Genomic DNA, 24,041 nt, shown 5'->3' on the forward strand with positions numbered 1-24,041 from the left:
AGTGGAGAGTTGAAAGGAGAATACTTTGGGAACCACGAATAGCACGAATCTAACTAATAAGAAACCGTTAGTTGCAGTTAGCCAACTACATTCGTGCTATTCGTGAGATTCGTGGTTTATAAACTCTTCTCCTGTCGCGTTACAGATTTTCTAGCCTGAGAGCTGAAGGATGGCCTGTCATGCGTGCGGGCCTTCCCTCGACTGCTATAGCAGCCTAAAATCCGCTTTTTCTAGCACGCAATATCACGCTAACCTTAGAGACAATACTCATGCAACGTACCTTCATCCTGCTCAAGCCCGACTGTGTTCAACGTCGCCTCTCGGGTCGAATTTTGGCTCGCTTCGAGGATAAGGGGCTGAACGTCATTGCCATGAAGATGCTGCGGATCACCTCCGATTTAGCGAAGCAGCACTACGCAGAGCATGTCGAGAAGGGCTGGTACCCGACGCTAGAGGATTTTATCACGGGTGGTCCCGTGGTCGCCGCAGTGCTCGAAGGCCTGGACGCGATTCGCGTTGTTCGTGAGATGCTGGGAGCCACCAACGGTTTGAATGCCGCTCCGGGAACCATCCGTGGTGATTTTAGTTCCAGCCGTCAGATGAACCTCGTCCACGGCTCTGATGGCGAGGAAGCGGCTGCTCGCGAGATTGCTCTCTACTTCAATGATGACGAGCTTTGCCCCTACGAGCCGACCATCACGCCTTGGCAACGTGCAGCGGACGAGTAAGGGTTACATCCTCGGACGTTCGTTTCGTAACTCGTAACGCTTGATTTTTCGATCAAGCGTCGAGCGCTCAATGCCCAGGATGCTGGCGGCTTTGCTTTTGTTCCAGCCGGTGGCTTTCAGGGTGCGAGCGATGTGCTTCTTTTCGATATCTGCCAGTGATGCCGGTTCGTAGCCCACATGGCGTTCATCGGACATGCTGACTTCCGTATCGCCGACAGTCTTTAGGTGTGAGAGGACGAGGTCTTCGTGATCGACGTACTCACCTTGGGCCAGCACGACGGCCCGCTCGATGACGTTCTTCATTTCACGCACGTTGCCCGGCCAGCGATAGCGTAGCAATTCTTCCATTGCACGTGGGGTGAAGCCTTGGAGTTTGCGACCGGTCTCCTCGTTAAATTTTCGGAGGAAGAACTCAGACAGTTCGGGGATGTCTTCGGGGCGTTTTCGTAGGCCCGGAACGATGATCTCCAAAACGTGCAATCGGAAGTAGAGATCGCGCCGGAAGCTACCCTCGCTCACTTCACGTTCGAGATCGCGATTCGTGGCGGCAATCACACGGACATCGACCTTGATGGCCTCGGATCCGCCGACGCGTTCATAGGGATGTCCCTCAAGCACGCGCAAGAATTTGGCCTGAATCGAAGGGCTCATTTCGCCGATTTCGTCGAGCATGAGCGTGCCTTTGTGAGCTTGCTCGAACTTACCAATCTTTCTTTCCGTTGCTCCCGTGAAGGCTCCTTTCTCATGGCCGAATAGTTCGCTCTCCAGCAGAGTTTCAGAAAGGGCCGCACAGTTCAGACAGACGAATGGGCCTTCGGCGCGGGGGCTTGAGAAGTGGACCGCCCGTGCGACAAGTTCCTTACCGACGCCGCTTTCACCGCGAATGAGAACCGTAGCGCGACTCGGTGCGGCTCGACCAATTTGCTGTTCGACGCGCCGCATGACGTCGCTGGAACCGACAATCTCGCTCTCGACTCCAAGTTGCTCACGGAGTTGAACGTTCTCCGTGCGTATCTGGTTGAGATTCTCCGCCAGACGCTGCCGTTTGTTAAGGTTTTGCAGGGCAACACCGAAAGTATCGGCCACGGCAAGGGTGAATTCCAAATCGTCCGGGTCAGTCGAGTTTTCGGTGGTCGTCGTGTAGAGATGAACCAGCCCGAGTAGCTCCTTGTCCATGCGGATCGGTGCGCAGATGACGCTCGTGGCAAGGATTTCGCCACGACTGTCACGATTCCCTAATTGGCTGTCGTCCATCACGTTACGAGCCATCACCGCTTGGCCCTCACGCATGACTGTTGAAGCCAGAAAGCCAGAGACTTTGTGGTAGGAGTGATCGCTGTCACTACGAGAAGCAACGACTTCAAGCTCTTCACTTTGACGGCTTCCCGATTCGTCGCGCCGTCGAAGGAGGACGGCACCGGCATCAACTTGCGTGCCTTCGAAGAGGCCGTCGAGTGCATGATTGGCGAGTGAAACGACATCCATCGCTTTGGCCAGGTCAAAGGCTAACCGGCAAAGCTTTGCTGCCGCACGACCCAACTTGCCGCTTGAGTCACTCGCTTCATCACGAGCGGGCGCATCGAGTAGGCTACTTTGCACCTTGCGGTGAGTGATCGTTGCGGGTTCGATCACGTCGAACACGCTCTCATCATCGACCACACTCGAAATCGAGACGCCGCTTCCTTCGGCGTCGACTGATTTGGACGACTTGAGGATCGTGCTTGTCTCTGGAAATGCCTGTGCCAAATCGTGCACGAATGCCATCTGCGAATTGCCAATTTGGATCAAGTCGCCCGGTGCCAGTTTCACGTCCCCGCGCACCCGTTCCCCACCGACAGTGGTTCCATTGCGGCTATCGAGGTCGCGAAGCTGCCATTCCCCCCCCGCGGAGAAAACCTCGGCATGATTTCGACTACAGCGTTCGTCCTTAACGACGACTGCGTTAGTTGGAGCGCGACCGATGGTCAGGGATTCCCCTGGGACCAAGCGGATCACGTCCGCCCACTCCGACCCTTCTCGGAGGATGATGTACCCGGCGGGGATTGGTTCTTTTGTCACGGATATCGCGGAACTAGAGGCTGAAAACAGGTGTAGTCTGGCGGTTTTTGGGGAGATCGTAGTCTCGGCAAAGTGTATCAATATAATACACTCGAAAGTGGCTTGCTGGGCCACTCTTTTCGATTTCCTTGCAACGTAGGCGAACGTCTGAAAGCCCTAAGTGACATATGCCGTCAGGTTGACCACCCCGCGAGAATTGGAACCGATTACCCCGATTACGCAGGTGAGAGTAGATTTAGGTAGCTTGACTCTGCGGAAGTGGCCAAAAGTGTTGAATCACAGGCACTTAGCAACTACGCTCAATAAGGAGGGAAAGCACCCTAATAGGCTGGACCTGACGTTAGAATTTTCCGTCTAGTCACGGTCTGGCGGGATACCAACAGCCTCGTCTGGCTTTGGCTTCTCTAAGGCCTTGGTGTGCCCAAGGCCACAAATTTCACGAGTTCGGAACTAGAGAGACAACCAATTATGCGTAGGCAAATCAGCCATCGGCTACTTCTGACGGGATTAGCCTTCTTGTTGACCGTCAGTGTCGCATCGTTCTCCCAGGCACAGGTCCTTGGTGGAGGCTTCGTCAATCGAAACGTCGGTGGCATCAGCGTTGACGCTGAGGGCGTACTCTCTGCTCCGACGGTCAAAGAGGAGCAAGAACTCAATCGTATACGCCAAGAAGCGAGAGTTACCGTCCCTGAGCAATTGAGTCGATTTACTCCTCTCAGGGCTGTCTCTTTGCGTCAGCTTGAAGCAGAAATATCTAGATCGCTAGCAGAGAAAAAACCATTGCCTGAAGAGGTGCTCTACCTTGCTGGCCTGCAACGGGTCGAATACGTCATCGCGTATCCAGAGCGCAATGACATCGTGTTGGCTGGCCCCGCTGAGGGATGGAAGCTTGACGAGGTCGGCAACGTTGTCGGGGTAACAACGAATCGACCAGTATTGCTATTGGATGATTTGCTTGTGGCTTTGCGTAGTGGTCCCGCTTCGCGCGTTGAAGCGATCACCTGCTCCATCGATCCGACTCCCGAAGGGTTACAACGCTGGCAGAAGTTGGCCAGCAACATGCGTCGTATCGGCAATCCCGACCAAACAATGCGCCGCATCGAAGACGCTCTCGGCCCGCAAGTGATTAGCGTGACGGGAATCTCTCCTGACACGCACTTTGCTCGTGCAATGGTTGCTGCTGACTTCCGGATGAAGCGCCTAGCCATGAACTTCGAACCAGCACCCGTTGGCAACATGCCCAGCTTCCTCGAGATGTTGCGTTCCGGGGGAGCGAGTAGCATGATGCCGCGTTGGTGGCTGGCACCCAATTATCAGCCGCTAGCTCAAACGAAAGATGGCCTCACCTGGCAGCTCCGGGGGCCTGGCGTCAAATGCATGACGGAGCAAGATTTCATCGACGCCTCGGGCAACAAGCAAGCGAGTGGCAAAGCTCACCCGGTTGCTCAGAAGTGGGCCGATTCCATGACGAAGCAATTTGGCGAATTGGCCGCTCACGACTCAGCCTTTGGCCAACTCCGCAACGTAATGGACCTGGCGGTGATTGGTGCTCTCATTGAGAAACACCAACTGCTCGAACAAGTCGCACTCGACGCACCAAACCTGATGGCCGATTTGCAGCCAACCAGCTTTCCCGCCCCACGCTATACCTCAAGCAAAGCTAGCTTCGTGAAGCGAGGCAAGAAGTGGCTGATCAGCGCTTCGGGCGGCGTCGAAATTCTGCCCTGGCAGATTGCCGACGTCTCGGAAACCGTCGAGTCGCTCTCGAAGGTCCGCGAGCAGTTGACGAAATCTTCCGACGGGCTCTGGTGGGAGTAATCGGTGTAGGGCGGCCACTCTTGGCCGTCACAGCCCCGTAGCAGGGTCATGCCGCTCCCAGGAACGGGCAGGAGTGCCCGTTCTACTTCTAAAGATATCCTTCAACTCCAACGGCACTAAATCCAGCGGATTCTGCCTATTGCTGGACTTTCTCAGAGGAAGTCCTCAGACTGCGGATAGTTATTTCATCCCACAGACGCGAGGACGGGCACAATGCCACAAGGTACGATTAAGAAGCTTACAGACAAAGGGTTCGGGTTTATTGAGGGCGACAAAGGAGATATCTTCTTCCATCACTCTCAACTTGAAGGAGCCGCCTACGACAGCCTGACTGAAGGTCAAACCGTCGAGTACAACGAAGGCTCCGGACCGAAAGGGCCTTGTGCTGAAAACGTGAAGGTCGTTTCGTAGGAACTACCTGAAACTCAAGCGGCTAGGCCGCAAGCGGATTGATTTGACGCCATTTCACTTTTGAGTGGAGTGGCGTTTTTTCTATTGCTGCTCTCCTTGCGTCCAAACCCTGGGACGAACGACATCTTTCACGAGCCCCAGCTTCTCTAGGAATCGGATCGTCAGCCACGTCACGTCGAACTCCCACCACTTGTGCCCGTGAGCAGCGGCTCGTTGGTCGGCGTGGTGGTTGTTGTGCCAACCCTCGCCGTTGCTCCAAAGACCAACGAGAATGTTGTTCCGGCTGTTATCGCTCGTGTCGTAATTCTTGTAGCCCCAAACGTGTGTGACCGAGTTGACTGACCACGTGATGTGCCACGTGAGTACAGTCCGTACAAATACGCCCCACACGGCCAGACTCGCACCGAATTGTACGCCGTCCATCGGGGTTCCCCAAACGGGCCAACCGATGGCGAAACCCGCGAGGAAGAAAGCAGCCACCGAGCCTAGGTAGACCCACAGCCAGTTTTCGTTCCTTTCAAGCTTCATGTAGAACGGATCACGCAGAAGATCGCGGACGAAGCGTTCGTACTTGTTGACGTTCTTAAACTCGCGATTCGTGAACATCAACCAACCGCAATGCCCCCAGAGGAAGTTTACCAGCGGGCTATGCGGATCGGGCCTGTTGTCGGAATGTTTGTGGTGGATACGATGCATCGCAACCCAGCAGGCAGGCGTGTCTTGCAATGTGCAGACGCCCAGGATCGCAAGACCATGCTCCAACCACTTTGGTGCGGTCAGACCTTGGTGCGTAAGCATGCGGTGGTAGCACAAGTTGATGCCTAGGGTGCCGAAAACGTACAGCCCAAGAATTGCCAACACGACACCTGTCCAGCTAAACAGCCACGGATGAAACGCTAAGCAGGCGAGCACGTGAATCAAGGGAATCCCGATCGCGTATCTCCAGCGCACCTCAACAGGGTTCACGGAGGACTCAGGCCATTCGAGGTGACGCTGGGAAGCAGGCATGCGCTGCGGATCGTCGGGCGTCTGATCGTCGCTGAATGTTTCTTCTGCGGCGTCTTTGGGGAGCGTGTCAGTTGCCATGTCAGGATTGAGCTGGTGAGTTGAAGCTTGCGGGGGAGGGACGGGCCGAGACACAATCGTCAACCGGCATTATACTGTGCAGGCAACCCGATCCAAAGTGGCCGATTAGCACCCTATGAACGCAAGCCAGGATGACGCATCGAAGGCCACAGGATGGGCCCAATGGCTCGCCGGGCATCGACTGGGCATCCTGGCCGGAGCCTTTCTACTTACCGCAGCTTCCGGGCTACTCGCCACGCGGCTGGACTACGACTTTACGCCTCAGGCGCTCTTTTCCGGCGAAAACGAACTCGTCGCCTATAGCGAGCAGGTCAAAGCGACTTTCGGCCATGCGGAAAACATCGTGATCGTCGTATTACGATCCGAAGGGGAAGCCGACTGCCTGGAGCCCGCTGCACTCCGTTGGCAGGTCGCGTTCGCTCGCGAGGCTGCCCAACTTCCAGCCGTCGATCGAATCGACTCTCTCGCGACCATGCGTCTGCCTCGTCCACGCGTCCTGGGTCGCAGTGGCCTGATGTTCGTTCCCGTCGTTCGTGGGGATTCTCTCCAAACCGATTCCGCGGCAGAAGAGGAGTCGGCCTTGGTTCGCCAGAAAGTCGACGACCAACCGTTGCTTGAAGGAACTTTCATTAGCAAAGACCGTCGGCTCACGGCCTTGGTGCTGCATCTCGACCCGACGCGCAAGGACATTGATCACGTCACTGCTGTCGTCAAGCAAGTGAAAGGTTTGGTCGATCAATCGAAAATCCCAACCGGGTATGAATCATTCCTAGGCGGCCTGCCCGCTATGCGGGTGGAGATTGTCGAAGGTTTGAAAAGCGATCAAACAACGATCATTCCCTTGGCGGCTCTGGTGTTTGCTTTGGTGCAAGTGATCATTTTTCGAAGCTGGACCGGAGTTGTGGTTTCGGCGGTAGCCGTTGTGGCAGGCTTGGCTTGGACTCTTGCTGCGCTAGTGCTACTCGGGCAGTCGCTCACTATTATTTCTAATGTCCTGCCGATTCTGTTGATGATCGTGGGCGTCAGTAGCTGTGTCCACTACCTCAACGAATACGCCGAGCAGTTGGAGCGGACACCTGCAGATGCCCACTCGGCAGCGATTCGAACCACACAGCGAATCACGCTGGCTTGTTTGCTCACGAGTCTCACAACGGCACTTGGTTTCCTCAGTCTGTTGGCCGCACGAAGTCAACTACTCAGTCAACTTGGCTGGCAAGCCGCGATGGGGATTGGGCTTTTTTTCATCGCTACTGTGCTTGTCTGCTCGTCGCTCTTGCCGCTCTACCGCACGACAAAAGGAGGCCAAGTATCGCATAGAAAACCATCTAGCAATGAAGTGATCTCTCCACTTGCCAGCGTGGCCTGGGGATTTGGACGATTGGCAGTCGATTGGCCCCGCTTGACGATTCTAACGGGCGTGGGATTACTCACTCTTGCCGGAGTGATTGGGCGTAACACGGTGATCAACTCGACGCTGCTGGAAACCTTCGACGAGACGCATCCACAGACACGTCAGATGGGACTTATCGAGAAACAACTAGGTGGTTTTGTGCCGATGGAGATAATCCTATCCGCCGAAAATCCGGGTTGGTTCGTGGAAGCAGAGAATTGGCGAAACTTATTAAAACTAGAGCAAGGAATCGCGAAGCTTGATGGCGTGCTGCGAATTCGCTCCGTAATGGAGCTTATGCAAGAGGTTGATCGCCAACTTCCCGCCGGCCCTCAACTAACAGTGTTGGCTCGCCCTGACACGGAGAAATTCGAGCAGCGGCTTCAAGAATGTTACCGATTGCTCAAGAAGACTGCGGATCTCAATGGCGTGCATCGTTTTGCCACGAAGGATGGGAAGCAACTGCGTCTGCTGATGAGTCTACGTGACGTGGGAACGCAAGGCGGCTTGAGACTTGCCGCGGAGTTTCGTGAGTTGCTGAACGAGACTTTCCCTGAATCGTCAGGCAACAACGTCGCGTCGAACATCACGGGCGAGTCCTACGTAGCCGCCATCGCGTTGACGCGATTCATTCGCGATCTGCTCCTTTCTTTGCTGGGCGTTTCCGCTTTGATCTTTCTCGTGATTGGCCTCGTGTTGCGATCCCCCCGGCTTGGACTGATCTCGATTATCCCGAATGTTGCTCCATTGGTGGTGACACTCGGTTATTTGGGGCTGCGAGGTTACACGATTAACATGAGCAACGTGATCGTCTTCGCGATTAGCCTCGGCGTGGCCGTGGATGATACGATTCACTTCCTTGCGCGGTTTCGTCACGAGTCACTGGGAGAGTCCGATGTGACGGCCGCGATTCGGCGAACTTGCCTGGGCACTGGCCGTGCGGTTCTGATGACGACGATCCTCATCGTCTGCGGCATGGCGATCCTGCTACTCTCGTCGTTCGTGCCGACAAGACGATTCGCCGAGCTCGCTGCCGTGACGATGTGCTCGGCTTTGCTCGGCGACCTGCTTCTTTTGCCTGCGATGTTGAAACTCTTCTGGCCGTCCACCATAGTTGACGCTGAATTGGGCCACGGATGACACGGATTTCACGGATGCTTTTGAACAGGAGTGAACGGAGGAAATAGATTTTCGATTTGCTAACGTATCGTAAACCGAAGCGTAAGCGAGGGAGAATGCTCGCTGGGTTTCTTCCTCGCTTACGCCTCGGGTTATGAGATGGAACCGCATCCGTGAAATCCGCGTCATCCGCGGCCAATATTAAGGGCTTACTCCTGTGAAACTTTTCGATGTGCGCAAAGGCGAGCTAGCCCAAGTTAGCCTGAGTGCGCTATGGTTTTTCTTAGTGTTGGCCTGCTACTACGTCGTGCGACCGGTGCGTGATACCTTCGCAACCAATCTCAGTAGCGATGAGAAGGCAACGCTTTTCACAGCAACCTTGGTCGTTATGGTGCTGATCACGCCGCTGTACGGGCTGATCGTCGCTCGCACGCCGCGTGGACTGTTAGTGCCGTTTGTCTACGGATTCTTCACGATGAACTTGCTACTGTTCGCAGCGGTGACACCCTCAGCGCCTGACTGGCTGGGGAAAGTGTTTTTCGTCTGGGTCAGTGTCTTCAATCTTTTCATCGTGACCCTGTTTTGGGGCACTGTGGTTGACTGCTTTACTGGTGAGCAAGGGAAACGGCTCTTTGGAATCATCGCTGCGGCAGGTACGGTCGGCCAAATCGCTAGTTCCTGGTTGGTGCAACTGGCGGTTGAGCAACTCTCGACCAGCGGACTGCTTGTGTGCTCCGCTGCGTTGTTGATCAGTGCTATGGGCTGCTCGCTTGCTCTGAGTCGTCACACCGAACCGTCTGAAGCCTTGGACACAAGCCGTTTTCGCTGGTCAGCCGCTTGGGAGGGAGCAGTCTCCATAGCTCGTAGCCCGTTGCTATTGGGAATTGCCCTTTTCATTATCGGATCGAGCGTGTGCGCGACGTTTGCGTATTTTCAAATGACCGATATGCTTCGGGTAGAGTTCGCTTCACAAGATGAACGCAGCGCCTGGCTTGCCAATGTCAATGAGTGGACCGGCTACGTGACGCTCATTCTGCAATCGTCAGTTGTATCCGTGCTGCTGAGAAAGTTAGGCGTCGCGGCGACCCTTTCGATTGCGCCTTTAGTGCTTGTTGCTGGTTTCCTAGCGATGCATTTCTCTGCAACGCTCGGCATCATGTTTCTCTTCCAGGTCGCCTTACGCGGCACGTCCTTCGGTTTCGCCAATCCTTCCTTAGAAACGCTTTATACGCGAGTGTCGCGAGAGGAAAAGTATCGGGCGAAGGCCTTTATCGACACGGTCGGAAAACGGACTGGCGACGTAGCGGGTGGTCAACTCTCGAGCTATTTCGCACAAGGCACAATGGGAGTTGCTGGGATTGTGATCGGAATCGCCGCGTTTGTTGTGGCTCTACTCCTGGGCGTTCGCTACGGGAAACCTGTCGAGTCGAGGACTGAAACACGATGAACGCCAGCAAGTGGCTACTCCTGTGAAGTAACCTTGTTACAACGGGAAACCACTTGTGTCATTCGTTGACGAGAGTTCGTCGCTCAACTAGCTTGAAAGTAGCGCAAAGGCACGGGCAGCGATTCCCAAGATCACGCAGATTGCTATTCGCGCATCGGAACTTCTAGTGGCAAACGAGGAACGTGAGGGCAAGGAATTACGCATTGCGATCATCATTTTCAACGCCATTGGCGGCTGGCACAGCTTGGCTAATCCTCTTAGCGATCACCCACGCTCAGTCAGCTACTCTCTCTGGCTGGGACAACGTCTGGAACGACAACTTCTCGGGCAACTCGATCAATTACAGCCGCTGGGAAGTCGCTGACCGCGAATTTAGCCCCAACAACGAGCTCCAATATTACCGGCCCGAACAAGTCACGGTGGGTGGCGGGCAACTCACCATCACGGCGGTCAATCAACCGCTAGGTAACCAACAGTATCGATCAGGCTTAATTCGCACTTGGCAGGAGCACCGCTTCGGACGGTGGGAAGTCCGTGCTGACCTGCCGTGGGGGCAGGGCATGTGGCCGGCGATCTGGTTGCTCCCTCGCAATGCCGCTTGGCCCGTGGGCGGCGAGATCGACATCATGGAGAACATCGGCAGCAATACGTTCGCTGTGCTTGGTTCCTACCATTACAACTGGACACCGGGTACGCCGATTACCACGAATCAGTGGTACGGGGGCACTGATGCGAACGGCCAACCGATCGACTTTGCGGCCGCGATGCACGACTACGCCGTGGAGTGGGAGCCTGACCAGATGCGCTTCTACGTTGACGACAACCTCTATTTTTCGATCGATAACCCAATTCAGCCGCAAGCGGAGCCGATGAGCCTGATCATCAACCTGGCGGTTGGTGGGAACTTTCCAGGAAATCCCGATCCGAACGTTTTCCCGCAAACGTTCGACATTGATTACGCCCGCTATTGGACACGCGACGAGACGGAGCTGATCAATCCGGACTTCGATCGTTCGGGAACATCCCTCAACGGCTGGGGCACCTTTGGCAACGCCATTAACAATGTGAGCGCCCAGTCTGAAGCCGTCCTTGATGGGACACACTCTCTCAAACTGTATGGGCAGTTCGAGGAAGGGGAGACTTTCTCCGGCGTGTTCCAAGGCATCGCTTTGAACGAGGGCCAACAGGTAACTGCCGACGCGAGTGCCTTCATCCGCAATGAGGATTCCATCGCTGGCTCTTCCAACGAACTGATTATGAAGTTGGAGTACTACAGCAGTTTAGGAGCCGCTTTCGACAGCCCCGACTTCCTCGGTGAGGTGCCCCTGGTGATCGCCAATGGCAGCACCGAAGAGGACACTTGGCTTGCACACCAAATCAGCGGCGTCGCCCCCAAGGGTGCCGTCGAAGCCCGCGTCAGCTTCGTCTTCCGTCAACCGGGCCTTGATGGGGGAGCTGTGCATATTGATGCCGTTTCGCTCGTCGCGACCGACCCCACACCTGGCGACTTCGACAATAGTGGCTCCGTCGATGGCGGGGACTTTTTGATGTGGCAGCGGGGAGAGGTCACCAGTCCGCCAAGCGGCACTGACCTCGCGGGCTGGCAGGGCAATTATGGGACATCGCCGGGCTCGCTCGCTACGCAGGTTGCGGTGCCAGAGCCAAGTGCGTTTGCTGCAGGATTGCTTGGCCTCTCTGCGTTGCTTGGACGGCGACGCTGGTTCTGAGCCAAGTGTTTCGGCAAGAATATGTCGTTAGTTGCCTCGGCGTTTCACGCTTGGGCATGTCATCTATTGTGTCTGCCGTCAGGGGCATATATTGGGAAACTGCTGGACGCAGGCTACTTCAGAGGTTCTTTCCACCTAACGACTAGGCATGTTCACGGAGTTCCGAACCATGGAGTCGCTAATCGATTTCGTGAGAGCTAACGAACGATGGTTCGTGGGCCATCTACCGGAGACAAACGCATCACTTGATGCTGCTGAGCGCGAATTGGGATTGAAACTACCGACATGTGTCCGATGGCTACTTCGCGATTACGGGTACTGGCATGCGACCGGTATTGAATCGCTGGAAGATTCTGTCAAGAACACCATCGCGGGTCGAAAGCACGTTAGCCTGCCTCAGCAGTACCTTGTCTTGTACGACCATCAAGACGGTGGTGTCGTGGTCGTCGACTCGGACGATTGGAGAGTTGGACCACCAGTTTTTCACCTTGGATGGGAAGATGTAGAGGAAGGGCTGCATACCGAACCCGAGTTTGCTTCGTATCTCGCGTACGTGAAGTATGTGCTTGAGAGTCAGCGAGGCTTTATCAGCGAATCTGACATCGATTATGACCCGGCGCGATATCGAAGCGTGTAGAAACCACTGGAACTAGAGGTGCAATGATGCGGCGAACCCTGCCTCGGCTTCATCGACCGAGGCAGGGTTTTCACGCAATCTAATCAGTTTTCGTTAAGGCAGCCAAAGCATAGGCCGTCGCACAACGGCTGACTTCCGGGCCGAGTTGGTTGCTCAACGAGAGGACCCGCGCCTGCCAAGACAAGGCAGCTAACACAGTTTGCAGCAAGAATTCCCCTCGTCCGCTGATCAGCACTTCTGTCGGTGGCTCATCCCATCGCTGCACAACCTGCTGTATCGCGGCGGCAATCTGATCCAATTGTCTTCGTCGAACTAGTTCAGCAGCTTGGATTGCTTCGTCCAAACTCATCATGCTGGCGTCAGCGCAAATACCTCTGGCGATGCGTGCATGAGCGTGACGCCTGGTGCGGGGTCGACCGTTGGGGGTGTCGGTGTTGTGATCGTCTTCGGGCAAGTCGCCTAGGAGCACGTAAGCGTCCGCCGTTGTAGCAAAAAGCTCGGGTGCGAGCGGTGTTGATCTGCCCGCCAATTCAAACGTATCCACCAGGGCGAACAGCGGCGTGCGTTCGACTCCACTGTAGACGAGTTCACCCGTGGCGAGACGCTCAGGGTCGGTCAGTCCCCGGGTGGCTGGCTTGCCGTCGATGATGGGGATAATATCGCAGGTGGTCGTGCCGAGATCGATCAAGAGAGCAGTGCTCTTGTCAACAAAGCGTGACGCAAAACTGGCCAGCGCGTGCCAATTGCTGGCGGCTGCAAGCAACGGATTCGAGACGGCTTCCCGTGGCTCAACAAAGCGGCCATCGACGAGGTAGACGCTGAGTTCCTTTTGACTTGCAGCCTGCTGTGCCGCTTCGATGATGGACTGGACACCTTCGGCTTTCGTTTCGTAGCAGTCGGCCAGCTCGCCCGTCATCGTGATCGCGATTCGCTCCGTCTGTGGTGCGTCGGCAATCATCTCGGCTAGTGCGTCGGCCAACTTTTCCGGCTGCTTCCAGAGTGGGAAGGCGCGATGATCTGTGTAACCTTGGCCGTCTGCCACCTTGAGGTTCGCACCGCCGATGTCGAAGGCTAGGACTTTCACAGACACATGCTTTAGGTTTTGGGCCACGGATTGCACGGATACTATAAATCAGGATCGGTAGATTTATTGAACAGGAGGGAACAGAGCTAACGGAGAGATGAGAAGTGAATCACGGAACAGCTATTCTTACCAGTCCATCATTTTCGACATCTGTGTGATCCGTGCAATCCGTGTCGAAACTAACGCAGCCAACTAGAGAAGATTTGCGTTTCCATCAGAGGTGAACTCAAGGGGCACGTCTCGCTGCGTCACGGAGATCAGTTCGTTTTTGGCCGCTTTGATAGCCAGGCCCGCCAAGTTTTCCTTCACGACTTTACGAAGGCCAACATAAGAAGTCGTCAAGCGCGGGTTGATTTCAATCACATAGTCGCCGCTGCCGTCCTCCGCTTCGCCGAGAACAAGATCGACTCCGACAAAACCGTTAGCTGGCGGTAGCGCCGCCAGGGCCCTTAGTGCGAGTTGCTGGGCACGCTCCGCGAGCGATTTTTGCATGATGATCGAACCGCCAAGGTAAGCAAAGCGTCCCGAATCGCAAAGCCGCTGCCAACACGGGGGCAGGGCAGTCGTGCCGTTTGGGCCGCAAATGAACAGGACGCTTGCCGGGCGACCGGGGATGAATCGTTCCAAGAGTCTCGGCCAAGGATGCGGCTCCGGCGCGTCCAAGTGACCCTCAATAAGCAACGTGTGCTGCGAACCGGCTCCATCAATGGGCTTCAGAACTGCAGGGTAGCTAAAGTCACGCGGCAGACGCTCCTCATCCGCTGCGTGGAGCGTGGACTCCGGAACCGGGATCTCGAACTCCCTCAACTTTTCTGCCGTTTGCCGTTTATTCGCGGCAATTCCTAGGAACTCTGGCAAGGCGTTGAGAGAACGGGAGTCGCCCGATTGCAAGATGCTCACGCTCAGCTCAAGCTGGCGGTCAAACTCGGGGGCGATGGCTAGGGTGAAGTCTGCCGTCGTTGCATACTCCTCCAAGAGGTCATCGCGATGGGTGCCCGAGTGGACCTCGACAACCTCGCACCCCTTGAACGTTGGTGATTCGAGACGCAAATCACGTAGGACTGTGACGTGACTGTCTTCGAGATTAAGAAAGTCTTCCGCCAGAGCACTGACCATCGCCGAGCCTTCGGCCAGTAACGAGTCGGGCAAGCGGCCCCCTTCGTTAACGAGTCCTCCGCCGGTGACCCATTCATAAAGGAAGACGTGCATAGAGGCGGCTGTTGGCTATCGGCTGTCAGCTATCGGCATAGCGACGCATCCCACGATCGGGGCTTCCTGGCTAGAAGATGCCCAACTGATCTTTGGCGTCCTCGGTCATGCGATCGGGCGTCCAGGGGGGATGCATGACAAGTTTGACATCGACCTCGCTCACTTCATCGAGCTTGCTGACGAACTCTTTCGACTGACCAAGCAGCTGGGGGCCGGCGGGGCAGGCGGGGCTGGTCATTGTCATCTCGATATTTACTTCGGACTTGCCATCGTCCTGTTCGTCAATTTTTACCTCGTAGATGAGGCCGAGATCGACGATGTTGACGAACAGCTCAGGATCGATCACCTGCTTCAGAGCTTCGTAAACTTTTTCTTCAGCGACGGGCATCGGAACTACCTCGTGATCAATCTGCGAGTTTAACAAAGACCTGCTCGCCTTCGACTCTAACCTCGTGGGCGACAGTCGGTTTCGTCGCTGGCATCGTCATGGCGGCACCGGTTTCAACGTTGAACTTCGCGCCGTGACGCGGGCAGGCAATCGATTTGTCTTCGGGATCGACAGGACCATCGGACAAGGGTCCACCGTCGTGAGTACATACGTCATCGAGAGCATACCAATGCCCCGCGGCGTGGATCAGCACGATGAGGCTATCCTCGACTTCGACCAGCATTGAGCCAGGGTCGGCAACTTCGGATGTTTTGGCTGCAGCAACGAATTCAGACATCAAAATCCTGTTTAAATATCACGAACACGCTGGCCGATGGCTTCACCCAAGGCTTCGCGAACGCTTTCGATGGTGATGCGGTCGAAGACCTGTTGGAAGAAACCTTCGACAATCATTCGGACTGCTTCGGTTCGAGTGTATCCGCGTGTCATCGCGTAGAAGACTTGTGTCTCGTCGACCCGCCCCGAGGTGCTGCCGTGTGTGCAACGGACGTCGTCCGCTTCGATCTCCAGACCAGGGATTGAGTCGGCTCGCGAAGTGGTGGCGAGCATCAGGTTGTCGTTGCGCTGGTAGGCGTCGGTCCGTTGGGCGGGCTCATCGACTTTGATCATCCCACGCCAGACGGTTCGGGAATGATCTTGCAATGCAGCTTTGTAGAGCAAGTCGCTATGGCAATACGGGGCCTTGTGGTGCTGATGGGTATTGTAAGAAAGATGCTGCTTGCCTTGAGTGAACATTACACCGTTGACCTGGGCCTGGGCATCCTGACCGGCCAAGGCGACGTGCTGATTCACTTTCGCCAATCTGCTGCCGAGAGCACCGATGGTCCACTGCAGACTCGCGTTGGCCGCGACTTCACCCATCTGATGGGCAAAGTGCCACACCTTGTCTCCCCAGTTTTGAAGATTCACATAACGAAGGTGAGCACGCTCGCCAACGATCAGCTCGATCGTTCCGCAGTGCATCCCGCCATCGCTCTGTTCAATGCTCGAAGTCTCCGCGAGCATGGTTGCTTCGGCACCTTCTTCCAAGATGACGAGCGTGCGACTGAGGTCTACGCCCCCATCGGTTATCGTTGCCAAGGAGTGCAGCGGTTGTTCAACCCGCACTCCCTTGGGAACGTAAAGCAGGGTTCCACCAGACCAGCAGGCAGCGTTGAGTGCAGCGAACTTGTCGTAACCAGGATTGACCAGACGACGCTCAAAGAACGGCTTGAGTAGATCGCCGTGTTCGTTTGCTAATTGGCCGAGACTGCCGTAGAGGATTCCCTTGGAGGCAAGCTCGTTGGAGAGTGCACTTTCGACCGTGCGACTATCAACTGCTTGGGTTTGCCCGCCAAGATCAACGCCTTGACTCAACAATGCAGTAGGCCGGCTTGTCTGTTCATTCCTCTCGCCCGGTAGCGAATAGCGGTCGAGCTTGAACAGACGAATGTCTGTACGCATCCACTCTTCATCTTTGCCCGAGGGCATCGGAAGCTCGCTAAACTGCTGCCAAGCGGCACGACGCATGTCCGCGAGCCAACCGGGCTCGTTACGAGCGGTGAGGAAATCATCAAAGGCTTCTTGGGTGAAACCGGTCTGTTCTAGGGTTGCAGTCATCGTCTGACGGTACTTGTTTCAGTTGTGAGAATCGAAATCACGCTAATCATGGTGCCGTGCGGAGCTAACCCACACTGCCTTCCATCTGCAGCTCGATTAGGCGGTTCATTTCGACGGCGTATTCCATCGGCAACTCTTTGATGAGCGGCTCGATGAACCCGCTAACGATCATCGAGCTGGCTTCCGCTTCGGTGAGCCCGCGGCTCATCAGGTAGAAGAGCTGCTCTTCACCAATACGTGAGACGCTCGCTTCATGCTCGATCTGAACATCTTGCTCTTCGACTTCGATGTAAGGATAGGTGTCGCTGCGACTGTCGGAATCGAGAATCAGTGCGTCGCAGACGACATTGCTCTTGCAGTTGGTGGCTCCATCTTCCACCTTGCAAAGGCCGCGATAGCTGCTGCGTCCGCCATTCTTACTGATGCTCTTGGAAATGATGCGGCTCTTCGTGTCAGGAGCACAGTGGACGACCTTCGCCCCGGCATCCTGGTGCTGTCCCTTGGACGAGAAAGCAATCGAGAGGATCTCGCCGCGGGCACCTGGCTCCATCATGTAGACGGCCGGATACTTCATCGTCAGTTGACTTCCCAGGTTGCCGTCCACCCATTCCATAAGGGCATCTTGATAGGCCATCGCTCGCTTTGTGACGAGGTTGTAGATGTTGTTCGCCCAGTTTTGGATTGTCGTGTAGCGGCAACGGCCATTCTTCTTGACCATCACTTCAACCACAGCGGAGTGGAGACTTTCAGTCGTGTACATCGGGGCGGTGCAACCCTCGACGTAATGCACTTCCGCGCCTTCATCGACGATGATCAGGGTCCGCTCAAACTGCCCCATTTGCTCCGCGTTAATTCGGAAGTACGCCTGCAGCGGGAAGTCGATCTTCACGCCGGGTGGGACATAGATGAACGACCCCCCTGACCACACGGCGGAGTTGAGTGCCGCGAACTTGTTATCTTCAGGAGGAATGATCTTGCCGAAGTATTCGCGGAGCAATTCGGGATGTTCTTTAATGGCGGTGTCGGTGTCAGTAAAGATCACGCCTTTGTCGCCGAGCTCTTCCTGCAGTGATCCGTAGACGACTTCGCTCTCGAACTGCGCTTTCACGCCGGCGAGATACTTTTTCTCAGCTTCGGGGATGCCGAGCTTGTCGAAGGTATCCTTGATTTCCTGGGGAACATCGTCCCAAGTCTTGCCCTGCTCGTTGGCTGGTTTGAGGTAGTAATAGATGTCTTGGAAATCGATCCCGATGTCGCCGCCCCATTTTGGCATGGGCTTCGACTCGAAGATCTCCAACGAACGCAGGCGGAAATCCCGCATCCAATCGGGCTCGCCCTTCATTTCCGAAATCTGAGCGACGATTTCCGCGTCGAGGCCTTTGCGTGCCTTGAACACGTCGGTCGAAGGGGTGATGAAATCGTACTTGTTGATTTCACCTGCGGTGACATCTGCTTCGGGGATTACATCAGTGGCCATTTTAGCTTTCCTCTTTTCTGATTCACTAGCATGCGCTGCGTGCCTGTGACATTCTTAAACGGCTGCGGGGGTCTCTTTCATCTCTTCGCCGACAGCTGCTGCTTCGGGGTACTCGCCGCGGATGCGGTCGTAGCCGTCGGTGTAAAGCTCCTGTGCCAGTTCGACCCCGCCCGTTTCGACGATGCGACCGCCGAGCATCACATGGGTAAAGTCAGGCGTATTGTGGTCGAGCAGCTTGTCATGGTGCGTGATGATAAGGATGCCCATATCAGCACCACCTTTATCGACGTTAATGATGTCCGCGATACTCTCGCTCGCGAGCTTGACGGCATCGACGTCCAAACCACTATCAGTTTCGTCAAGGATGGCGAATTTGGGGCGAAGCATTGCGAGCTGAAGGATTTCCGCCCGCTTCATTTCACCTCCCGAGAAACCGTCATTCACGTAGCGACGGGCAAACTCGGTATCCATCTTGAGTTGGCCCATCTTCTCGGTCAGTTCCTTGCGAAATTGACGCATAGGAATCAACTCTTCGCCTTCCTTCCGTTCGGGGTTGCGAACGTTGGTCGTCGCATGGCGGAGGAACTCGGCCATTTTTACGCCGGGGATGGCCATCGGACGCTGGAAGGCCATAAAGATTCCAGCCCGTGCACGTTCCGCGGCGTCCATCTCGAGGACGTCTTGGCCTTCCATTTCAATCTGACCATCGGTCACCTCATAATTCGGGTGACCCATGATCGCGTTGCCGAGGGTGCTTTTCCCCGAACCGTTCGGCCCCATCAACGCGTGTGTTTCGCCGCGTTTGATCGTGAGGTTCACTCCGCGAAGGATCGGCTTGCCTTCAACGGCGACGTGGAGGTTCGTGATTTTCAGAGTTTCGGACATAGGTTTCTCTTCTCAATGAATAAATGTCGTTGGCTGATTAGCCGGTGATCTTTTGATGGTCAAAAACAGGGTCGCCTTCAACGGGCTCAGTGACATAACCGCTGTGGTGTGGGACTGGAAGTTCGTCCTCGACCTTCGTGCCTAGTTGAGCGAAGCCGGTTGAGCCACTTCTCTTGGCAATCTTGTGGCCTTTGATCTTGTCTTGAATGCGCATCAATCCTTCGAGCAATGCCTCGGGGCGTGGCGGGCAACCGGGAACGTAAACGTCAACAGGCACGACAAGGTCAACGCCCTTGACGACGTGGTAGCCATACTTGAAGTAAGGACCACCGCCGACAGTGCACGCGCCCATGGCAATCACAAACTTGGGGTCGGGCATCATGTTGTACAGCCGCCTCACCCGGCTTGCCATTTTGTAAGTCACGGTGCCGGCAACAATCATCAAGTCGGCCTGCCTCGGGGTCGCACGAAAGGCGCCCGCGCCGAAGCGGTCGAGGTCGTAGCGGCTGGCACCCGCGGCCATCATTTCGATGGCACAGCATGCCAAGCCGAAGGTCAGAGGCCAAATGCTCGACTGACGTGCCCAATTAATTGCGTTTTCCACGGTCGTCGTGATGACGTTCTCTTCAAATCGGCCTTCAATCCATGGCTGAGACATCGCTCGCCCTTTCAATTCATGATTGTCTGGTTGATCGTCTGATTCCTTAGGCGTCAGGCAACTTGCACGCCAGAATCGCAATCTTTCTAAGGTATCCGCATGACTGTCGTGCTACTAGGCGTTGACCGGCGTTAAGGGCTGTATTTCACGTGTTTTAATGGGTTTTGTTACTTTTCGTAGTCGACGACGTTGCCACACGCAATGTTTCAAATCACGAGGGTGTGCTTGTCTCGAACTTACAGCAAGCTTCGCCGTCCAGACGGCACTCAGTTAGTCGAACATCTTCTCCCAAGATTTCCGTAAACAACATTTTCTCCAGAGCACAGATCCCGCGGTCCTGTTCGGCCAAGTCGGGATAGGGGCAGGCGAGCGCCGTCAACACGGGTAGGCCGCCCTCCTCGTTTACCTCAAAGGCAATGTCGCGACCATCCAAATCGGTCGCCAACGAATTCATTCGCTCAGCGATGCTCTCACCGTTGATGCGATCCTTGTATTTTTCAGCCATTCCGGAAGCCAGGCGTGCCAAGAGGCCCTGGCGAACCGACTTATCATCGATGGAACGAATCTCTTTCCAGAGAACTTCGACCAGTTCTCCGTAGTTATTTCCACCCGATCGCTGGCCGGCTTTCGTTAGGCAATACTGGTGGGTGGGCCGCCCACGCCCGGCTGGTGCCGAGTTTCTTTCGATAATCCCCGCCTCAGTAAGACGTGCCAATCGTTGCCGAACAGCCGTCGCGGTGACATCTAGCGCCTCGCTCAACTCAGCAATCGTCGCCTGTCCGTTGCGACGCAGGCAATCGACGATCATCTCGTCGCCGCCCTTTTTCGACTGCGATCCAGCGAGAGGCTGGGCAGCGGATGCTGTTTGACTCGCCATTAGGTCACCATGAATTAGACTGTTACTTGTTCATTGCTAGTATCGTACGCTTAACGACATTAAACACAACCATATATTTGAAAAATAATTAACTGACAAAATTCATCCGACGTAAACTATTGACTAGAAACGAGTTATTGGCTAGAAGGGCTCGCTGAGGTGGGCCCATACTGGGCTGCTAGTAACGCCATCCTACTTTTCACGCTTAACAGAGTGGTGAGTGGCCCGTTAGAGGGCATCAAACCAAGCCGCGGAGACTACTTGATGTCGCTCAACAAGCTTCGATTCTTTCTCATTCTGACAATTGCGGCTTTCGGGATGAGCCTTGCTTTTGCGTCGACAACAGCCGTTGCGCAAGAAAAGCCAGCCGGAGAGGTCGTCGAAGCGGGCGAGGAAGCGAGCGTAGAACAGGCAGAGGCTTCCGAGGAGGGGGAGCAGGAGCTTTCCTTCATCGAGCAGTGGAAGGCCAACTGGGACGATCCCGACAAGTCGAACGGGGCGAAAGCTCAGGATAGCGTCAATCAGGTGTTCAACGTCGCTGTGCCGATGTTGGAGTCCGTCCTTTTCTATGAAGTGCCATTGCCATTTAAAGAGAATGTAGCTGCCGTTGAAGAACAGCCGGAAGATGAAATCAAAACGCGGTACGTCACAATGCCGCTGATCTTGGTGGTGCTGATACTAGGCGGCGTTTTCTTTACTTTCCGCTATGGTTTCGTCAACGTTCGCATGTTCGGACACTGCATTCAGGTGATCCGAGGGAAGTATGATCGACCGGACGATCAGGGGGAGGTTTCGCACTTCCAAGCGCTTACGTCGGCGCTCTCGGCAACGGTGGGCCTGGGGAATATCGCTGGCGTGGGAGTCGCCATCACCCTCGGAGGGCCGGGGGCCGTCTTTTGGATGTGGCTCATCGCGTTCTTTGGGATGAGCATGAAGTTCACAAGTTGCTCGCTCGCTCAGTATTACCGCCGCGTGAAGCCAGACGGCTCCGTTTTGGGCGGACCGATGGTTTATCTCGAGGATGGCTTTCGTGATCGCCTGCCGGCGCTTGCCCCGCTGGGGCGCCTTCTGGCAATTGTCTACGCGGCACTGACTGTGATGGCTGCCTTTGGCGGTGGCAATATGTTCCAGGGCAATCAGACCTACAATCTGATGGAGGAGCAATTCCCGAACGTGGCGACCGAGGAGCGTGCTTGGGTCTTTGGTGTACTCCTGGCCATTCTCGTCGGCGTCGTCATCATCGGCGGCATCCGCCGCATCGGAGAGGTCACCAGCAAACTCATCCCACTCATGTGTGTTGGATACTGTCTGGCTTGCCTAGCAATCATCCTTAAGAATTATCAAGAAGTTCCAGCGATGTTCTCGAGCATCTTCTCGGGAGCCTTTGCAAAAGAATCCATCTATGGTGGCTTCTTCGGAGTCCTGTTGCAGGGTGCCAAGCGAGCTGCCTTTTCGAACGAAGCCGGACTCGGCTCTGCGGCCATTGCCCACTCAGCGGCAAAGACTGACGAACCGATTCGCGAGGGGATTGTCGCGATGATCGGCCCCTTTATTGATACGATTGTCGTTTGCACGATGACCGCGTTGGCGATCTTAATCTCCGCGGCACACCTGACTCCAGACGGTGTAGTACGTCAAGAAACTGAGGGTGTTCTGGTGACTGCACGAGCACTGGCCAGCCTGGGCCCTGCGGTCCCGTACGTGCTTTGTATCGCGGTGTTCTTTTTCGCCTACTCTACACTTATTTCCTGGAGCTACTACGGCGAAAGAGCGGTTGAGTACCTGTTTGGTCCACGCGGCATCACACCCTACCGTGTCGTTTATTTACTGTTCGTGGTTTTCGGACCGATTCTTTCCTTGGATGCCGTGATCAATTTCTCCGACATGATGCTCTTTAGCATGTCGTTCCCGAACATAATCGGCATGGTTTTGCTCTCGGGATTGATCAGCAAGAAGGGCAGTGACTACATCCGCCGCTTGAAGTCCGGCGAGATGAAGCCCGTGAATTAGCGAACCTTGCTCAAGTTCTGGCCGTCTATTCGCAGTTAGACTTTCTTACTCCTCACTGCCTGCGGATGCACGATGCTGCCAGCCATTTATCGCCGCTACCGAGAAGCCTACTCCGGCTTGCCGCGGGAGGTTTGGTGGATGGCGCTGGCGTTGTTCATCAATCGCTGCGGCACAATGGTGATGCCGTTTTTGACACTCTATCTGCGGCAAGAACGGGGGATGAGTGAATCGTCGGCAGGGATGATGCTCTCCGCGTTTGGACTGGGAGCAATCGTTGGTGCTTACTCTGGTGGACGGCTGGTGCCGCTCGTTGGAGCAGTACGGGTGCAGATTAGCGCTTTGCTGTTAGTGTCGCCTTGCTTTCTATTGATCCCGTTTGCAGAGAGCTGGTTAGAAATCGCCGCTGCCATGTTCGCGCTCGGCGTCACCGGCGAAGCAGTTTTCCCGGCGAATAACTCAGCCATTGCATTGTTAACGACTCGCGAGAATCGCGTGCGCGCCTATGCGTTGCAACGGTTGGCGGCAAACCTTGGGTTCTCGTTTGGCCCAGCCATCGGTGGTGTCCTTGCGGAGATTGATTTCCACTTGCTGTTCGGCGTGGATGCCGCGACGACTGCGATTGGTGGGTTGCTACTCTTGTACTTCTTTGGCTTCAAACGACTGGCGAACACGAATGAGACTGCGGAAGAGAAGCCGAAGGTCACTGCTTCGCCGTTGAAGGATCGCACCTTCGTTGCGTTTCTCTTGCTGATCTTTGTCGCTGCGCTGCCATTCTTTCAGTTTTGGTCGACCTACCCGCTATTTCTGAAAGACAACTACGGTTTCAGCAAGCCGATGATCGGTGCGATGTTCGCCTTCAATACGACGATCATTGTGTTGACGGAAATGATCCTCGTCGACGCTGCCAAGAAGTGGTCACAACTACGGACCATCGGCTGGGGCTGCTTCCTGGCGTGCTTCGGCTTTGGCATTTTGCCCTACGGCGCGTCGATCGGCTTTGCTGTGCTATCGATGTTTATCATCACGGTGGGCGAAATGCTCTCCCACCCGTTGGCATCAGGCTTCGTGGCGGATCGCAGTCCCGAAGGCGGCGAGGGTCCCTACATGGGTTGGTTCTCGATGGTATTTTCCGTTTGCTTCGTCATCGGGCCAGCATCGGGGGCGACACTCTACGAGCAAGATCCGCGGCTGGTGTGGGCTTGTAGTTTAGTGATTGCGTTCGTGGTGCTACTGGGGTTTCTTGTCCTGGCACGTGTGGCGAAGCCGGAGGTGGCCACGGATGGCGCGGATTTCACGGATGGGGAGGCCCTTATTGGTGGAGGCCTAGCCAGTACGGGTGCTTCTCGCAACTAGGAAGGAGCATACGCGATGGA

At 55.4% G+C, this 24,041-nt stretch carries 20 protein-coding genes; 9 read left to right on the forward strand and 11 right to left on the reverse strand.

What is annotated here, in order from left to right; all coding sequences use genetic code 11:
• The first annotated feature begins 269 nt into the window (after positions 1–269).
• The gene (gene ndk / locus RIB44_06820; GenBank protein ID MEQ8616290.1) at positions 270–728 is read left to right on the forward strand and encodes a nucleoside-diphosphate kinase; all 459 of its coding nucleotides are present in this window, start codon (positions 270–272) and stop codon (positions 726–728) included.
• A gap of 3 nt (positions 729–731) precedes the next feature.
• Here ndk and RIB44_06825 read toward each other — a convergent pair whose 3' ends face one another.
• Positions 732–2,786, reverse strand: coding sequence for a sigma 54-interacting transcriptional regulator (locus RIB44_06825; GenBank protein MEQ8616291.1), 2,055 nt, complete (start codon positions 2,784–2,786; stop codon positions 732–734).
• 468 nt (positions 2,787–3,254) lie between these two features.
• Here RIB44_06825 and RIB44_06830 point away from each other — a divergent pair, with 468 nt between their 5' ends.
• Positions 3,255–4,604 (forward strand): DUF1598 domain-containing protein, encoded by a 1,350-nt coding sequence (locus RIB44_06830; protein MEQ8616292.1) that lies wholly within the window; start codon positions 3,255–3,257, stop codon positions 4,602–4,604.
• Between the two features lie 213 nt (positions 4,605–4,817).
• Positions 4,818–5,015 (forward strand): cold shock domain-containing protein, encoded by a 198-nt coding sequence (locus tag RIB44_06835; protein ID MEQ8616293.1) that lies wholly within the window; start codon positions 4,818–4,820, stop codon positions 5,013–5,015.
• 81 nt (positions 5,016–5,096) lie between these two features.
• Here the strand turns inward: RIB44_06835 and RIB44_06840 are convergent, their stop codons facing one another.
• Complete coding sequence (locus tag RIB44_06840) at positions 5,097–6,101, reverse strand: acyl-CoA desaturase (GenBank protein ID MEQ8616294.1); 1,005 nt, start codon at positions 6,099–6,101, stop codon at positions 5,097–5,099.
• Between the two features lie 115 nt (positions 6,102–6,216).
• Between RIB44_06840 and RIB44_06845 the strand changes: the two genes are divergently transcribed.
• From RIB44_06845 to RIB44_06860, 4 genes are all read left to right on the forward strand, one after another.
• Positions 6,217–8,631 (forward strand): MMPL family transporter, encoded by a 2,415-nt coding sequence (locus RIB44_06845; protein MEQ8616295.1) that lies wholly within the window; start codon positions 6,217–6,219, stop codon positions 8,629–8,631.
• 196 nt (positions 8,632–8,827) lie between these two features.
• Complete coding sequence (locus RIB44_06850; GenBank protein ID MEQ8616296.1) at positions 8,828–10,057, forward strand: hypothetical protein; 1,230 nt, start codon at positions 8,828–8,830, stop codon at positions 10,055–10,057.
• Positions 10,058–10,260: 203 nt separating this feature from the next.
• Positions 10,261–11,784, forward strand: a complete 1,524-nt coding sequence (locus RIB44_06855) for a glycoside hydrolase family 16 protein (protein ID MEQ8616297.1) — start codon at positions 10,261–10,263, stop codon at positions 11,782–11,784.
• A gap of 214 nt (positions 11,785–11,998) precedes the next feature.
• Positions 11,999–12,421: an SMI1/KNR4 family protein gene (locus RIB44_06860; protein MEQ8616298.1), complete on the forward strand. Its 423-nt coding sequence runs from the start codon at positions 11,999–12,001 to the stop codon at positions 12,419–12,421.
• Between the two features lie 79 nt (positions 12,422–12,500).
• Here RIB44_06860 and RIB44_06865 read toward each other — a convergent pair whose 3' ends face one another.
• The 9 genes from RIB44_06865 to RIB44_06905 all read right to left on the reverse strand — a co-directional run bounded on the left by RIB44_06865 (position 12,501) and on the right by RIB44_06905 (position 20,658).
• Positions 12,501–13,532, reverse strand: coding sequence for a hydantoinase/oxoprolinase family protein (locus RIB44_06865; protein ID MEQ8616299.1), 1,032 nt, complete (start codon positions 13,530–13,532; stop codon positions 12,501–12,503).
• Positions 13,533–13,697: 165 nt separating this feature from the next.
• Positions 13,698–14,714 (reverse strand): ATP-grasp domain-containing protein, encoded by a 1,017-nt coding sequence (locus tag RIB44_06870; protein ID MEQ8616300.1) that lies wholly within the window; start codon positions 14,712–14,714, stop codon positions 13,698–13,700.
• A 70-nt stretch (positions 14,715–14,784) separates the two neighbouring features.
• Complete coding sequence (locus tag RIB44_06875; GenBank protein ID MEQ8616301.1) at positions 14,785–15,102, reverse strand: metal-sulfur cluster assembly factor; 318 nt, start codon at positions 15,100–15,102, stop codon at positions 14,785–14,787.
• 16 nt (positions 15,103–15,118) lie between these two features.
• Positions 15,119–15,439 (reverse strand): Rieske 2Fe-2S domain-containing protein, encoded by a 321-nt coding sequence (locus tag RIB44_06880; protein ID MEQ8616302.1) that lies wholly within the window; start codon positions 15,437–15,439, stop codon positions 15,119–15,121.
• 11 nt (positions 15,440–15,450) lie between these two features.
• Positions 15,451–16,761: a Fe-S cluster assembly protein SufD gene (sufD, locus tag RIB44_06885; protein MEQ8616303.1), complete on the reverse strand. Its 1,311-nt coding sequence runs from the start codon at positions 16,759–16,761 to the stop codon at positions 15,451–15,453.
• A gap of 64 nt (positions 16,762–16,825) precedes the next feature.
• Positions 16,826–18,238 carry a Fe-S cluster assembly protein SufB gene (gene sufB / locus RIB44_06890; protein ID MEQ8616304.1) on the reverse strand — a complete coding sequence of 471 codons (1,413 nt, stop codon included), beginning with the start codon at positions 18,236–18,238 and terminating at the stop codon, positions 16,826–16,828.
• A gap of 54 nt (positions 18,239–18,292) precedes the next feature.
• Complete coding sequence (sufC, locus tag RIB44_06895; GenBank protein MEQ8616305.1) at positions 18,293–19,123, reverse strand: Fe-S cluster assembly ATPase SufC; 831 nt, start codon at positions 19,121–19,123, stop codon at positions 18,293–18,295.
• A gap of 37 nt (positions 19,124–19,160) precedes the next feature.
• Complete coding sequence (locus tag RIB44_06900) at positions 19,161–19,781, reverse strand: NADH-quinone oxidoreductase subunit B family protein (protein ID MEQ8616306.1); 621 nt, start codon at positions 19,779–19,781, stop codon at positions 19,161–19,163.
• A gap of 211 nt (positions 19,782–19,992) precedes the next feature.
• Positions 19,993–20,658 carry a winged helix-turn-helix transcriptional regulator gene (locus tag RIB44_06905; protein MEQ8616307.1) on the reverse strand — a complete coding sequence of 222 codons (666 nt, stop codon included), beginning with the start codon at positions 20,656–20,658 and terminating at the stop codon, positions 19,993–19,995.
• Positions 20,659–20,922: 264 nt separating this feature from the next.
• Here RIB44_06905 and RIB44_06910 point away from each other — a divergent pair, with 264 nt between their 5' ends.
• Positions 20,923–22,668 (forward strand): alanine/glycine:cation symporter family protein, encoded by a 1,746-nt coding sequence (locus RIB44_06910; protein ID MEQ8616308.1) that lies wholly within the window; start codon positions 20,923–20,925, stop codon positions 22,666–22,668.
• 72 nt (positions 22,669–22,740) lie between these two features.
• Positions 22,741–24,021: an MFS transporter gene (locus RIB44_06915; protein MEQ8616309.1), complete on the forward strand. Its 1,281-nt coding sequence runs from the start codon at positions 22,741–22,743 to the stop codon at positions 24,019–24,021.
• Positions 24,022–24,041: the final 20 nt, after the last annotated feature.

It is taken from the genome of Lacipirellulaceae bacterium, from assembly GCA_040218535.1.
GTDB lineage: Bacteria > Planctomycetota > Planctomycetia > Pirellulales > Lacipirellulaceae > Adhaeretor.